Annotated in this window: 14 protein-coding genes; 9 read left to right on the plus strand and 5 right to left on the minus strand. The window is 39.9% G+C overall.

All coding sequences use genetic code 11. The features are described 5' to 3' along the window. Positions 1-18: 18 nt before the first annotated feature. From LV85_RS05995 to LV85_RS06005, 3 genes are all read right to left on the minus strand, one after another. Positions 19-678 carry an SGNH/GDSL hydrolase family protein gene (locus LV85_RS05995; protein ID WP_111317288.1) on the minus strand — a complete coding sequence of 220 codons (660 nt, stop codon included), beginning with the start codon at positions 676-678 and terminating at the stop codon, positions 19-21. Between the two features lie 133 nt (positions 679-811). Then, positions 812-2,680: a gamma-glutamyltransferase family protein gene (locus tag LV85_RS06000; RefSeq protein ID WP_111317289.1), complete on the minus strand. Its 1,869-nt coding sequence runs from the start codon at positions 2,678-2,680 to the stop codon at positions 812-814. Positions 2,681-2,700: 20 nt separating this feature from the next. Then, positions 2,701-3,765 carry a carboxypeptidase-like regulatory domain-containing protein gene (locus tag LV85_RS06005; protein WP_111317290.1) on the minus strand — a complete coding sequence of 355 codons (1,065 nt, stop codon included), beginning with the start codon at positions 3,763-3,765 and terminating at the stop codon, positions 2,701-2,703. A gap of 201 nt (positions 3,766-3,966) precedes the next feature. On the opposite strand from LV85_RS06005, the gene LV85_RS06010 reads away from it, so the two are divergent. The 3 genes from LV85_RS06010 to LV85_RS06020 all read left to right on the plus strand — a co-directional run bounded on the left by LV85_RS06010 (position 3,967) and on the right by LV85_RS06020 (position 6,731). Next, positions 3,967-5,373 (plus strand): DEAD/DEAH box helicase, encoded by a 1,407-nt coding sequence (locus LV85_RS06010; RefSeq protein WP_111317291.1) that lies wholly within the window; start codon positions 3,967-3,969, stop codon positions 5,371-5,373. Positions 5,374-5,450: 77 nt separating this feature from the next. Next, positions 5,451-6,281 (plus strand): N-acetylmuramidase domain-containing protein, encoded by an 831-nt coding sequence (locus tag LV85_RS06015; protein WP_111317292.1) that lies wholly within the window; start codon positions 5,451-5,453, stop codon positions 6,279-6,281. 3 nt (positions 6,282-6,284) lie between these two features. After that, positions 6,285-6,731: a DinB family protein gene (locus LV85_RS06020; protein WP_111317293.1), complete on the plus strand. Its 447-nt coding sequence runs from the start codon at positions 6,285-6,287 to the stop codon at positions 6,729-6,731. 462 nt (positions 6,732-7,193) lie between these two features. Here the strand turns inward: LV85_RS06020 and serA are convergent, their stop codons facing one another. Continuing rightward, positions 7,194-9,086: a phosphoglycerate dehydrogenase gene (gene serA, locus LV85_RS06025; protein ID WP_111317294.1), complete on the minus strand. Its 1,893-nt coding sequence runs from the start codon at positions 9,084-9,086 to the stop codon at positions 7,194-7,196. A gap of 224 nt (positions 9,087-9,310) precedes the next feature. On the opposite strand from serA, the gene LV85_RS06030 reads away from it, so the two are divergent. From LV85_RS06030 to LV85_RS06040, 3 genes are read left to right on the plus strand one after another with little or no spacing between them, the layout of a single operon-like run. Next, positions 9,311-9,829: a DUF4920 domain-containing protein gene (locus LV85_RS06030; RefSeq protein WP_111317400.1), complete on the plus strand. Its 519-nt coding sequence runs from the start codon at positions 9,311-9,313 to the stop codon at positions 9,827-9,829. Position 9,830: 1 nt separating this feature from the next. After that, the gene (locus LV85_RS06035) at positions 9,831-10,037 is read left to right on the plus strand and encodes a hypothetical protein (protein WP_111317295.1); all 207 of its coding nucleotides are present in this window, start codon (positions 9,831-9,833) and stop codon (positions 10,035-10,037) included. A gap of 35 nt (positions 10,038-10,072) precedes the next feature. Continuing rightward, positions 10,073-10,447 (plus strand): DUF983 domain-containing protein, encoded by a 375-nt coding sequence (locus tag LV85_RS06040; protein ID WP_111317296.1) that lies wholly within the window; start codon positions 10,073-10,075, stop codon positions 10,445-10,447. Here the strand turns inward: LV85_RS06040 and LV85_RS06045 are convergent. After that, the gene (locus LV85_RS06045) at positions 10,441-11,979 is read right to left on the minus strand and encodes a BCCT family transporter (RefSeq protein WP_111317297.1); all 1,539 of its coding nucleotides are present in this window, start codon (positions 11,977-11,979) and stop codon (positions 10,441-10,443) included. The two genes, LV85_RS06040 and LV85_RS06045, sit on opposite strands and share 7 nt — an antisense overlap. 82 nt (positions 11,980-12,061) lie before the next feature. Between LV85_RS06045 and LV85_RS06050 the strand changes: the two genes are divergently transcribed. The 3 genes from LV85_RS06050 (at position 12,062) to LV85_RS06060 (ending at position 14,948) form a co-directional block, all read left to right on the plus strand. After that, on the plus strand, positions 12,062-12,442 hold the full coding sequence (locus tag LV85_RS06050; RefSeq protein ID WP_111317298.1) for a DoxX family protein: 381 nt from the start codon (positions 12,062-12,064) through the stop codon (positions 12,440-12,442). A 126-nt stretch (positions 12,443-12,568) separates the two neighbouring features. Beyond that, positions 12,569-13,246: a TetR/AcrR family transcriptional regulator gene (locus tag LV85_RS06055; protein ID WP_111317299.1), complete on the plus strand. Its 678-nt coding sequence runs from the start codon at positions 12,569-12,571 to the stop codon at positions 13,244-13,246. After that, positions 13,239-14,948: a peptidase domain-containing ABC transporter gene (locus LV85_RS06060; RefSeq protein WP_111317300.1), complete on the plus strand. Its 1,710-nt coding sequence runs from the start codon at positions 13,239-13,241 to the stop codon at positions 14,946-14,948. The genes LV85_RS06055 and LV85_RS06060 overlap by 8 nt, the downstream gene beginning before the upstream one ends. The last annotated feature ends 1 nt before the right edge of the window (position 14,949 follow it).

Genomic DNA, 14,949 nt, shown 5'->3' on the forward strand with positions numbered 1-14,949 from the left:
TATTCCAATATTTTGCCTCTATTTCATCCCAAGTTCTTTCTCCAAAAAACTAGAGATTGACTCACTTAGCATCTGGTATCCCTCAGGTCTATAGTGGACATCATTTGATCCTACACCATATTCCTTGTGTATTTTGATGGATTTTTTGTAGATGTCATTCACTATGACCCCATGCTTTTTCATGATCTTTTTGGCGGCAGTATTGTACTTTTTTACATCAGAAGTAAACCTGCCTACCTCTTCACTAGGCACATAAGTAGTTGTGACGAAGATCAATTTAGCATCTGTTTTTGACTTAATATAAGTAACTAAAGAGTCGAGATTTGCAGCATATTCATCCACAGTATAAGTAACTTTACCATTCACTTTGTCCCGATTCCCATAGGCCTTTGCATCTGGATGCCTATAGGCAAGATCCCAAAGTCCCCAGTTGAACTGAACTATGTCCCAGTCTTCTTCACCCAGCCACTCGGCAATTTTTTCTAGGCCAGTGCCCGTATGCTGTGCATTTCCGGGGTTGTGGACAATGCTAGCTTTGCCCGCGAAATGCTCTTTGACAAAGGGAGTATATCCAATCGAAATGGAATCGCCAATGATCAATACAGTAGGTTCACGTAAGCTAAAAGCACTTAAGATAACCAACAGTAGAAGTGCTATGCTTAAACTTGTTTTATTCATTCTTGAAGATAAACAGGGACATCGGTCTTTCCCAATGGTGGAATGATTTGTGTTTTTACTTCAAATAAAAATGTAGTAACAAAAAAAGAGTAGCTAATTCAGCCAACCTAATTTTACATTTTTCATTCTATATCTACCATGCAATTCCATAATCATCACCATAATCACTGCTTCCGCCCCAGAAGCTTCCGTGCTTCCAGTCAAACCAGATGGAATTGATAGGTCCGGATGTTTTGTTCCAGAACTCAAGCGAATAACCTCTTTTGACTAAGTCCTTTCTAATCCAATCTGGTGTATCCTCTCTTAGCACCATGGCTCCTGGGCGACTCTCATGAGCACCAAAAGAACTTTGCATTTGGTAAGAATTGAAATTGGGAGCTTCTGCGGCTTCCTGCACATCCATTCCGAATTCTACGATATTTAAGAAATGCTGTAATAGATTTTGATCCTGAGAATCACCACCCTGGACAGCGAAGGCAAGAAAGGGCTTTCCATCCTTCATGGCCAAACTCGGGGTTAAGGTTACTCTTGGTCTTTTACCTGGCTCAGGAAGGTTGTAAGGACTTATATTTTCATCCAAGACAAAGCTCTGCATGCGCTGAGATAGTCCAACACCGGTATTCCCAGCCACTACAGCTGGGATCCATCCGCCACTTGGCGTTACAGACACCACCCAGCCTTCTGCATCAGCAGTTTCTACCGAGGTAGTACCACTTTGGAAGTCAGCGATAAAGGCTTCATCTAAGCTACTATTGATATGATCGGAAGGAAGAGATGTAAGAGCAACTTGGTTTTTTTTCAATAGATCGGAATATGGATTCGTTCCTCCTTGGAATGGATAAGGATCACCTGGGCCAAGTTTGGGATCATTCATTTCCCATATCAATTTAGCGCGATCTTTTGCATATTCTTTGGAAAGGAGCCCTTCCATAGGAGAGTCCACATAGGCAGGATCTCCATAGTAGAAATCTCGATCTGCAAAGGCCAAACTCATCGCTTGATAGACGGTATGGATGTAGTTTACGGAATTGTAGCCCATGGATTTCAGGTCAAAATTCTCTAGGATATTCAATGACTGCAGCAATACTGGCCCTTGCGTCCATTCCTGAAGTTTATAGACATCTATGCCTTTGTAATTCACATGTAGTGGCTCCTCTATTTTTACCTTCCAGTTTGCCAAATCAGCTTCTGTGAATAGTCCTCCTTGCTCACGCGTACCTCTCACGATTTCCTTGGCTATATCTCCTTTGTAAAATCTATCATAAGCTTCATAAATGGCTTCCTTTCGCGATTTGCCGGATGCCAGCGCCCTTCTTTCAGCTTCCACTAGTTTGGACAACATCTGATAAAGGTCATTTTGTACGAAAATTTCTCCTACTTCAGGAGCTTCTCTTTCCTCTCCCAAGTGTGGAAGAAATATCTTTTTGGAATAAGGCCATTCTTTGATCCTAGCCTTCTGGGCTTCGATGGCATTCGCAGTTTGTGCTTCAATAGGATAGCCTTGTGCGAGATCCATAGATGGTTTCAGGATTTGCTCCAGACTCATGCTTCCATATTCTGCCAGCATAGTCATGATTCCACCAGGAGTGCCTGGAGTGGTGGCTGCCAATGGGCCGAACTGCGGAGGGTAATCCATGTCCTGAGACTTGTAGAAATCTACTGTGGCGCCAGTGGGAGCATAGCCCAAAGCGTTGATTGCAATTACCTTTTTGGTATGGGGGTTATAAATCAGGGCCTGAGTTTCTCCACCCCAGGAAAGCACGTCCCACATCGTGGCAGTAGCAGCGATCATAGCACAAGCAGCATCGACTGCATTACCACCTTGCTGGAAAATGGCTGCACCGGCTGTTGCACCAAGTGGTTTTCCAGTGATGGCTACCCAGTTTTTGCCATGCAAAATAGGCTTGTTATTTGGAGTTGTTCCTGCTCCCAAACCTGGGAGGCCTTGGCTCTGAACTTGTAAGCTGATAAGGGAAAATAAGAGTAGGTATAGTTTTTTCATAACAGTAAAAAAGCTGATTATTAGTTTTCTTCCACTAGTCGAGTTGTAATGGGCTTGAAATCGGGAAACATTGCATTGTAATAGGTGAAAATCTGAAACAAGGCAGAAGGTTCGCGAATAGAAAGTGCATTTGCATTTATATATTCTTTCATTTGCTCAGCTTTTTCACCAAAAATCAGATATAACTGTTTCCTTTTGGTAGGTACCTCAATCACATTTTTTTCATCTAAATAGTAATAGATGTTTCTTTTTATTATTTGATGATTCTGATTGCCGATCATCAAGGCTTCGTTATAATTGGATTCCTTGAAAACAGCCATAGTTCTTCGCATTAAAGGAAGTTCACCATCAACTATTACTTCGAAAAATCCCGAAATTGGAGAACCTTCATCAAGGAAATCCATACCATTTACAAAATACCTGGGCACCTTGTAAACAGAATCTACCCAAACTACATTCTGAACCCGAAGCCCTGCCAGCCTACTGATTTGATTGGACTCTGGGGCCAACATCTCAAAAGAATTTGAGCTGATATCATATCTAATTCTGTAGCCTTCCAACATTTTTTGATCTTTGTACAGCAGGAGAGAAGCAGTATTCCATTTGATGTCCAGATAATTATCCCCTTCTACTTCGGCGGCTTGAGGTGGGAGTCCATAGATCATATTTCCTCCCATAAAATTCGGCCTCTCATTGAGTAACCTCATGATATTATTTGCTCTGATCGAATGTTGAATCGCAGCTCCAGTGCCTGCAGCCCCATGTTTTAAAAGGAATATTTCTCCTAAATCCAGGTCATTGCGCAGATTTACCACCTGCTCGTAAGTAGTGTAGCCTTCAGCGTTTATGTTTAAAGTGTATTTGTCTTTTGCTACCTTTTCGAATTTGAAGTTGCCTCCACCAGTGCTAGGCATACCGTGTGCTGTTCCCTTCAAGGTAACACTAGCACCATCCACAAAAATTTTAGTATCGGCATCAAGGACCTTACCTCTGAGTGTAAAAGTTTGAGCGACTAGAAATAATGGCGTAATGGAAAAAAGTATAACAAAGGAGACAAAAACTGTTTTAATTCGATTTGTGAGCATAAATAAAGAGTTATAAATCAATATAAATGAAAGATAAGTTAAATAGAGGATTGAAACCAATGCTAAATGCTGAATCGATTCAAATAGGATTATATGACTTTCTTAAAACCCAACTATTTGTGTTTCTGTACAATTAGGGGCTATATTTGGGCAGACGTAAAAGTTAGCGTCGTCTTTTTATAATACTTCACTCACCACAATTTGGACTTCTCATCATTTAATTTCGAAACCTCACTTCAGGAAGGCCTGGATGCTATGGGTTTCGAAAAACCCACTCCAATCCAAGAAAAGGCCATTCCGGTCATCATGGAAAATAAGGATCTTATCGCATGTGCCCAGACGGGAACAGGTAAGACCGCAGCATTTATACTTCCTATTCTTAATAAAATAAGCAAGAACGGAACGAGCAGCTTGAATACACTTATTCTAGCTCCGACTCGTGAACTTGCAATTCAGATCGATCAACAAATCCAAGGCTTTGCCTATTTCCTAGGAATTAGCTCTATTCCAATCTATGGAGGAGGGGATGGGATCGTCTGGGAGCAGCAGAAGAAAGCCCTAGAAACAGGAGCTGAAATCATTGTTGCCACTCCAGGTCGCTTGATCGCATTACTTGCAGGAGGTAAAATCAACCTGTCTACACTAGAGCATTTGATTCTAGATGAAGCAGATAGGATGATGGACATGGGATTCTCGGATGACATTCTGAAAATCGTCAATTACCTTCCTAAGAATCGTCAAACCGTACTTTTCTCCGCTACTATGCCGCCTAAGATCAGGCAGTTTAGCATGAAGTTTCTGAACAATCCTGCTGAAATATCCATCGCTTTGGGTAAAACAGCTAAGGGAGTTACTCAATCCATGTATTCTGTTTACGATACACAGAAGGAGGAATTGGTTAGAAATATTCTATCTCAGAAAGCTTACGAGGCAGTGATCATTTTTGCTTCAACGAAGGATAAAGTAAAGTCACTCTATAAAGTGCTGAGAAAGCAATTCGATATAGAAGCTTTTCACTCAGATTTGGAGCAGATTGAGCGAGAGAAGATCATGTCTGCTTTCAAAAACAAATCTGTTAAAATTCTGATAGGTACAGATATCATTTCTCGTGGTATTGATGTAGTGGGGATAGAATTGGTAATTAATTATGATACGCCGTCTGACCCGGAAGACTATGTACACCGTGTAGGACGTACTGCTCGTGCAGATGCAAAAGGTGAAGCGATTACTTTCGTGAATCCAAAGGATCAGTATAAGTTTGATAACATAGAGAAGTTGATAGGGATGAAAATCACCCAAAATCCACTTCCAGAAGGATTTGAGACTGGCCCAACTTATACAGGTGTAGCTGAAAAAGGTAAGTCTAGCTATGGAGCGAAGAAAAAGCCTGGGTTCAACAAGAATAAAAAATCAAGTTCCGGTGGTAATTCCGGAGGAAATAGAAAGCCTTTTCCAAAAAGAGAAAATTCTGGCAGCGATAATCACAAAACGGCACAAACAAAGCCAGTTGAGGCGAAAAAACCAGCTGAACCAAAGGCTCCTTCTGAGCCTAGAGAAGTGAAGCCAAGTAAATATGGTATGCGGAAAAATGTCGTTGATCCTGATTAATTGATCAACTAAGCAATTGCTATTATGAAGTACTTCAATTACATTGAAGTACTTTTTACTTTTAAACCTTTTTAGCAATGCAATACATAAGACTCAGATCAAGAGGCTCATCTGTCTCGTTTTTACAAGAACTACTTGGAAAGATCGGTTACCAAATCCCCAGCTCAGGATATTTCGGTGCGGAAACTGAAGCAGCTGTCAAAGACTTCCAAATGAAGCATCAGCTTGTCGTAGATGGTGAAGTTGGGGTTAAAACCTGGACTTTGCTATTTGACAAAACAAAGCCTGCAGAGGTGTTTGGAGAGATATTTCTGGGGGAGCAAGACCTCATTGATTTTGGAAATAGATATCAGGTGGATCTGGCTGCGGTAAAAGCTGTGAATGAGGTGGAGAGTTCGGGGAAAGGGTTTCTGGTAGACGGCAGACCCAAGATCTTGTTTGAAGGCCATGTTTTTTGGAGGCAATTGAAAGCGAGAGGGATTAATCCTGAGGAGTATGCCAATTCATCCAATAATACGGTCTTGTACAAAAGCTTCACAAGAAAGCATTATCTGGGAGGTGCAAGGGAATTTGATCGCCTAGAACAAGCAGCAAGAATTTCTCCTAATCCAATTTTCAGAGAGGCTGCTTTGGCTTCCGCTTCTTGGGGAAGTTATCAGGTCATGGGGTTTCATGCGATACCACTTGGCTATTCATCGGTTCAACAATTTGTGGATGAAATGCACAAGCATGAGCGGAATCACTTAGAAGTATTCGGACGATATATATTGAAACATGGCTGTTTAGCTTATTTGCAGTCAAAAAACTGGGCAAAATTTGCCGCCTGCTACAATGGTCCGGCTTATGCTCAGAATAAGTATGATGAGAAAATGGCTAAGGCCTATTTGAAGTTTTCAAAACAGAATTGAATTATGTCACTAAAAGATTTTATACAACTTTTTGAGCGAGATATAGAGAAATTGAAGCAAGAGATCCTCGCTTATTCGAATGAAGATAATTTGTGGAAAACGGATTATAAGATTACCAATTCAGCAGGAAATCTTTGCCTTCATTTGATTGGAAATATGTCAAACTATGTTGGGAAAGAAATGGGCGGCTTCGATTACCTAAGGGATAGAGAGTTTGAATTTGCTGGAAAAAATGTCCCCAAGTCAGAATTGCTGGACAGGTTAGAAAAACTCCAACAAGTAGTAACCGCTAGTCTGGAAGGTTTGGATGAGTCTATGCTCGAAAGAGATTATCCTCTAGAAGTATTTGGAGGCAAGATGTCTCACAATTTTTTTCTAATCCATCTCTTTGGCCACTTCAGCTACCATCTAGGGCAAATAAATTACCACAGGAGGTTGCTGGATAAGTAGCTTATTCCCAAGTGAGTGTCTCCATTCACTTGATTAGTTACTTAAAAATCCAAGAATTCATTTTTGAGTTAGAAGAGTTAACTCTAAGACAGAGGTCCTTTTAAAAAAGTTGTGAGTGAAGACAGTCACAAAGGCGATGGATACCTATACTTTAGAAAATAAAAAATCCCGCATTGACTGGATTTTTTGGATACTTGAAGTATTTAATTCCTAGTCAAGCACTCTAAATCGGATAATGCCAGGAATAAGCTTCCGCCCAAGTGAGTGTCTCCACTCACTTGATTAGTTCCTTAATAATTCATTTTTGATTTAAGTGATTTGGAAGACTTTATTCTAAGACAGAGGTCCTTTTAATAAAGTTGTGAGTGAAGACAGTCACAAAGGCGATGTTTTTCAATTCTATAGGAAACCAAAAAAGTCCCGCTCTCACGGGACTTTTTTGATTGTTAGAATACTTAATTCCTAATAAAGTACTCTAAAGCGGATAGTGCCAGGAATGTGTTTCAGAGCATCCAGAGCCTCATTAGAATAAGCCTTGTCGATATCTGTGATCACATAACCAATTTTCTCGTTGGTCTTCAGGTATTGTCCTACGATGTTGATTTCGTAATTGGCTAAGATCTGATTGATTTTTGCCAAAACTCCAGGCTCGTTCATGTGAATATGAATTAGTCTGTGGGCATTCTGCAAGAATGGCAACTGGATATTAGGGAAGTTTACAGAGTTGTATGTATTACCCGTGTTGATATATTCCATGATTTTTCCAGGAACAAATCGAGCGATGTTCTCCTGCGCTTCTAGCGTGCTTCCTCCAATATGAGGAGTCAAGATTGTATTTGGCAAACCTATCAATTCAGAAACGAACGGTTCCTTATTATTCTTTGGTTCTTCTGGAAATACGTCAACTGCACAACCTGCTAATCTACCAGAAACTATAGCGTCTCTAAGCGCTGGAATTTCCACCACATGCCCGCGACTTAGATTTACCAAGTAGGAGCCAGGCTTCATCAATTCGATTTTCTCTCTATTGATGACATTCTTGTTTTCTTTTCTACCATCCACATGCAGCGAGATGATATCACAGGTGCTCATCAATTCGTCTAGGGAATTTACTTTTGTAGCATTACCAAGTGCCAACTTTTCGATGACATCGTAGTAGAAGACATTCAAGCCCATGTTTTCGGCAAGTACTGATAGCTGTGCTCCAATATTTCCGTAACCTACAATCCCTAGTTTTTTGCCTCTGATCTCGAAACTACCAGAAGCAGATTTATCCCACTTGCTTTGGTGCATAGCAGAAGTTTTATCCGCAAAATTCCGCATCAAGAAGATGATTTCGGCAATTGCCATTTCTACCACTGATCGGGTGTTGCTGAAAGGCGCATTGAATACAGCGATTCCCTTTTCCTGACAAGCTTCCAAATCGATCTGATTGGTTCCGATACAAAATGCACCTACAGCGATCAGGCGATTGGCATTCTCTAAGACTTTTCTAGTAAGGTTGGTTTTAGAACGAAGACCTATAATAGAGACATTCTTGATTTTCTCACAGAGTTCTTCCTCGGACATAGCTGAGGCTACGACTTCTACTTCGTATCCTTCTTCATTGAGCAAATCGACACCGATTTGATGGACATTTTCAAGGAGCAATACCTTGATTCTGCTTTTCGGGTAAGAGAATTTAGTGTTCAAATTATTGACGTATAAGATTTCATCCAAACTAGGCGCGATGTGATCAGCCTCTTTGGTTACTTTAGGACGGTTTACATTTTCAGTAAATGCATAAAACTTATTGGCTAGGCCGGATTTCTTGATTTCATAATCAGTGTAACCGTCACCTATCACATAGATTTCTCCTTCTAGATTAATCTTTTTGATGGTTTCCGCTTTGCCATTATTCTGGGAAAGTGGATTTTCTCGATTGAAATCTACGATGTTATCAGCATCATCATAGACAAATTCGTTGGCAAAAACATTGTCATGGTGAATGCCATAATCTGCTACTATTGGTATGATAAAATCCTTGAAACCATTGGAAACGATGTAGATATTATCTGAGTTTTCTTGAAGGAATTCCTTGTTTCGCTCAAAGGACTTAGAGACTTTTTGCTTCAAAGCAGCGATCAAGTCTGTGATTTGGGACTTGCTAGCTTTAAGGATATCAATTCGCTCGATAAGACTGTCACGGAAGGTTACATTCCCCTCCATTCCTCTGTCTGTAATATCTTTGATGGCTTTTAGTTTTACTTCCCGTTCTGGGTCATTGAGAAGACTTATTTCACCTAGGATATCTAGGGCTTCTACTTGCGTAAATGTACTGTCAAAATCAATAATGAACTTTGTAGGATGAGGCATGCGCAGGGTCAATAGGTTAATTTGTCTGTAAAATTACAGGATTGTTAAAAAAATCGAAGTTTTATTGAAAAAATTGTTTCAATTCTTTTTTGCAATCGATCTTTTCGCAATAAATAGGGCAAATAGGCAGGAATTTCGAATTAGCATAACTTTGCCAAACATTCATGCTTTTCTTTTTCGATCCAATTCTAAAGCGTATTTTTGGGCTTAAATCATATCAAGCTATGAAAACATCTTATCTAGTTATACTCGGTTTAGGTCTTGCATTTAGCACTTCCTGTCAAAATCAAAAGTCTGAAACAATCATTGAAGCTGTGGAAACAGAATTAAGTGCTACTGACACTGTTCCTGGTAACTACGGGGCTGATGTAGATTTGACTGGAGTAGTATCTCCTTCTGAAATGGTTTTTGTAGTAGAGAAGGAAGGGAATTTTGAAGGGAAAATATCTGGAGAAATCAATGAGGTATGCACCAAAAAAGGCTGCTGGCTAACGATGGACCTTCCAAATGGTGAGACCATGAGAGTGACCTTTAAGGATTATGAGTTTTTTGTTCCTAAAAACTCCCAAGGATATCCGGTGATTCTAGAGGGTATTGCCGTATTGACTGAAACGGATGTGGAAACACAGAGACATTATGCTGAGGATGGTGGAATGAGCAAGGAGGACGTGGAGAAAATCACTGAGCCTAAGCGTGAGATTACCTTTGAAGCAACTGGTGTGGTGATTAAAGGTAAAGCTTAATATGCCGATAGCGCTTGATAACCTGCGTGTAGGTAGAAAATATCAATTGATCAACATGGGCGAAATCCGACAGGTTGAGATAATTGCGCGCTTAAGAGGCACAAATTTCAAAGTGAAAGATTTGGATACGCTCGAGTTCTATACCATAGAGGAATTGCTTCAATGGGGTATAGGAAAAGATTATGATATCGATGAGATCTTTCGATAAGGACTGAAGAAGTAAAAAAGTTAATTCCAGAAATAATGAGTGATAAAAGTACGATCAAAGCCATTCTGGGAGCGAAATGCCCGCAGTGTCATGAAGGAGATTTATTTTCTGTTCCTGTAAATAGCTTTCGCAAATTATCCGATGTCAATAAGTCTTGTTCTGAATGTGGTGCTAATTTTCATGCTGAACCCGATTTTTTCTATGGAGCGATGTACGTAAATTATGGTTTTTCGGTAGCCTTAGTTATCATCACCATGATTGTACTCAATGTGTTCATGGATAGACCTGAGCTTTGGATGTACCTCACCACAGTAGCCATATCTAATCTGGTCTTATTGCCGTTGATGCTACGTTATTCTAAAGTTTTGTATCTCTACAATGTGGGGAAATTGAAATACCGGGGTTACTGATCTCGCAAATATTTTTTGGGTGAAATAAGGATAAGTAGCAGGCATACTGAAACCAGCATCAGGAAAAATAAAGCTGGAAGTCCGCCGATGACAGAAAGAATACGCACGCCGTCAATTCCAGAATAGGTGATCATCACCCAAGATAAAAACCCGATTAATACGCCCCAGATAACTTTCAGATTGGTGTCTGATCGAAATGGATCTCCATCTTGCTTTTTCATGCTAATACTAGCCAAGGCATCCGTGCTCGAATCTGCGGCTGTCACATAGGATATAAATATGCCTAGAATGAACAACTGCGCAAAAACTTTGAAGTAGCCCATATCTTCAAAAACCCTGTAAATGATGGATTCTGGTCCAGAATTTTGGAATAGGTCCTTGTACAACTCTGGATTGCCACTCGCAAAATCTAAGGTTGTTCCTCCAAATATCCCCATCCACATAAGGCAAAAAAGTGCTGGCAGAAACCAGTTTACCAGTAAGAATTCTCGGACGGTTCTACCCACAGCTATTTTCCCGAGAAATAAAGCTGTCATTGGAGCCCAAGCCATCCACATGGCAAAATTGAAGGTAGACCAATCATAGGTCCAGCTATTTCCTGCTCCACTCAATTGCAGACTCAAGTCAGAGAAATTTGCAATGTATTGACCAAAACCTGTCAGGACTGAATTGACTATTTTTCCCTTTTCTCCCAAGATCACAAATAGAATCGCAATAAGGAAAAAGAAGCCTAGGTTAAATAGAGACAGGTTTTTTATCCCTTTTTCAATCCCAGTAGAGGCGGAGATAATGAAGGTAATTAAAATTCCCAGCGTGATAAGTCCAGTGAGAATAGTGGGATCTAGCTCAGGAAAGAAAGCCAGGAAACCGCCAGAAAGGCTAAGTATTCCTGCTCCAAGTGCTGCTGCCATTCCAGTGACTAATGCGAAAAGACTAAACATATCTAAGCCTGTTTCCCAGAATCTATGCGGGGAATTTCCAATCATAGGACGAAGCATGATTGCTAAACTAAATTTACTTTTACCGGAATAATACATCAATGCAAATACTAATGCCGGAACTGCATAAATAGCATAGGGAGTAAATCCCCAATGAAAGTATAAAGCTCCCAAAGCAAATGACTTAGCCTCCTCTGAATTAGGTTCAAAACCCTTGAAGTCTGGTGGAAATAGAAAATGGGAGAGTGGCTCAGCACTTCCCCAAAACAAGATGCCAACGGCAATGGTTGTACATAATACGATCGCAAACCAGCTAATTTTATTCAAACGCGGAACTGCCGCATGACCGCCGATTTTATACTTACCCAGTGGAGAAAAGAATACTCCAATTACCAAGAAGGTCATGGCTAAAGAAACCCAGCTAAAACCTAGGGAGAAGTTGGTTAGAATAATCAGTTGTATATTCCTGAACATCTCAACAAAGGATTCAGGAAAAAATATGCTGCTAAATACCGCCAGAATAAGCAAGATAAAAGGAGGCCAGAAAACCCAAGGCCGTATATTGAATTTGAAAAATGAAGTGCTTTTTGCCATGGAATAGTTAAGATACCGGAATTTAAAGTTCTTAAAATGTCATTCGATAATCTCACTTAAAATCGATTAATCCAATCGTCACATGAAAAAATTAAAACTAGTTGGTCTCTACATCATGTCGGTGTTTTACATTTTTGCAGGTGTCAATCATTTCATTAGTCCAGAATCATACCTAGGATTACTTCCAGAATACCTTCCATTTCATGAGGTTTTAAACTTTTTGGCGGGTCTTTTTGAAGTTGTTTTTGGATTAGCTTTACTCTTTACGCAAACTAGAAGCTTAGCTGCTTGGGGTATTATCCTGATGTTGATAGCTTTTATTCCGGCTCATGTTTACTTCATTCAGTTGGACTCATGCATAGAAAATGGAATTTGTTTGCCTCCTTGGACAGGTTGGTTTCGATTGATTATACTTCATCCAATACTACTTTTTTGGGCATATGTTTATACCAGTAAAAGATAATTTTGGCTTTTCTTCTTCCTTCCAAATTCTATGATTTTTGCGCCTAGTTAGTAATACTAACTTTTTGAAAGATTTATTAACTTTTTTGATAATTTGGCGTTGTAGAGATGTCAACAAGACTTTTCTATGGAAAATCTATTAAATTCTATGAAGATGGAGGTGCATAATAATCTCTATGTGAAGGAGCCCTTCAGCTCGGAACTTGGTAGTTCGATTGTGCAGGAAGGAGCAATTCTCATTCGGGATTTAGGCATGGAGCATTTTACTTTCAAAAAACTTGCTGTGCATATAGGAGTGACCGAAGCAGCGGTGTATCGGTACTTTGAAAATAAGCACAAGTTGCTTCTTTATCTCACAGCCTGGTACTGGGCATGGATGGAGGTCAATTATGTCTATGCTACGGCTAATCTTGCGAGTAGCAAAGAACGCTTGTCCATTGCGATGAAACTCATGGTTAATGGTCCGGTCTTTAATAGAAATGCTCATATCGCTCCAGAGGATTTGAGAAGCATCGTAGTCAATGAATCTCTCAAGGGCTATCTCACCAAATCGGTGGATGTGGAACATGCAAGTGGGATTTTTGCTCAGGTTTACAAATTCGGTGAGCGAATTTCTAACTTGATTTTTGAAATAAACCCAAACTACCCATACCCAAAAACTCTTGCATATACAGTCATGGAGTCCAGTTTACTTCATGCTTTCAATTCTAAACACCTACCAGACATGACGGAGCAATCACTTGATTCGATAAATCGCCTCGCCTTTTTTGAAGATTTAATTCTAAAGGCTATTTCAAATGAATAATACGAAGACAATTACCCCTTTGAAGCGTTTCTTCAATTTGCTGAAGGAAGAAAGGGATCAAGTGTATTCCATCTATTTTTATGCTATTTTAAATGGTTTGGTTGCGCTTTCATTACCCTTAGGTATTCAAGCAATTCTGAATTATGTCCTCGGTGGAAGAATCTCCACTTCATGGGTGATATTAGTACTAATCGTTGCCGCAGGTATCGCTTTTGGTGGTTTTCTACAGATTTCTCAATTGCAGATTACAGAAAAACTACAGCAAAGAATATTTTCCAAAGCAGGTCTTTCATTAGCTTATAGACTGCCCAAAATTAAATCTGAGCTCTTTCATGGTAAATATGCTCCTGAGATTGTAAATCGTTTTTTCGACACAGTCAATCTTCAAAAGGGAGTTTCTAAGATTCTTGTAGAATATTCTACAGCTTTGATCCAAGTGATTTTTGGACTTATACTCTTGTCCTTTTATCATTCCACCTTTATTCTTTTTGGGATAGTACTGGTCCTCATATTGGTGACCATATTCTATTTCACCAGTCCAAAAGGAATGTCCACCGCGTTAAAAGAATCCACACACAAATATGAGACTGCTTATTGGCTGGAGGAAATCGGTAGGACTGTCAATACCTTTAAGCTCGTTGGTGGCAATTCCAAGCTACCAATTCTGCGTGTAGATAAGCTTCTAAAACACTATGTGGAGTTTAGAACACATCACTTTTCTGTGTTGATTTTTCAATACAAAGTTCTGATTGGTTTTAAGGTGTTGATCGTAACTAGCCTACTGGTAGCAGGTAGTTTGTTACTGATCAATGGGCAAATCAGTATTGGCCAATTTGTAGCAGCAGAAGTGATCATCGTGATGGTCGTCAATTCAGTAGAGAAATTGATTATTTCATTGGAAACGGTTTACGATACCTTGGTAGCTTCGGAGAAACTTGGGCAGATCATGGATATGGAACTGGAGGATCATAATGAATCCGAAAAGGATATTACCAATCAATCAGTAGGAATTCAATTGGCCATGGAAAATGTGATTTTTCAGCCAAGAGATGTCAGAAAGCCCATTTTGAATGGAATCACAGTTAAAATCGAATCTGGTTCAAAAACTGTGATAACAGGAAAAAGTGGATCTGGTAAAAGTGCTATGCTCGCTCTCTTTTCTGGATTGTATCAAAGTTATCAAGGTAAGGTGAAAGTAAATGACCTGCCTTTGGAAATGATTCACCTGGACAAGTATAGAAGTGTTGTTGGGGATTGCATGGAGTTACAACAGATTTTCCACGGGACTATAGCTGAGAATATATTGGTGGGAAGGGAAAGTGACCCTGAGCAACTGAAGTTTATCATCGAATTGGTGGGCTTAAAGGAATATATATACCAATTGCCAGATGACTTGGATACCATTCTGCTTCCTGAAGGAAGAGGTTTATCAAGGAAATTGGCACAGGCAATAATTTTGGCTAGAGCTCTGATGGGAGAGCCTCAGGCCTTGTTTTTAGAAAATGCATTTCAACATGTTGACCTTGAAATAAGGTCTCGAGTGATGTCATATTTGTTTGGAGGTAGCTGGACAATGCTGACTGTCACACAAGATGAAGAAGTAATCAAGCACGCTAATCAAGTAATAGTGTTGCAAGAAGGCAACATTATTTATCAGGGAAATCAAGCTGGATATCAACATTTTCTAACTCTCAAATCCTAGG

This window comes from Algoriphagus chordae (genome assembly GCF_003254055.1).
In the GTDB taxonomy this organism is placed as follows: domain Bacteria; phylum Bacteroidota; class Bacteroidia; order Cytophagales; family Cyclobacteriaceae; genus Algoriphagus; species Algoriphagus chordae.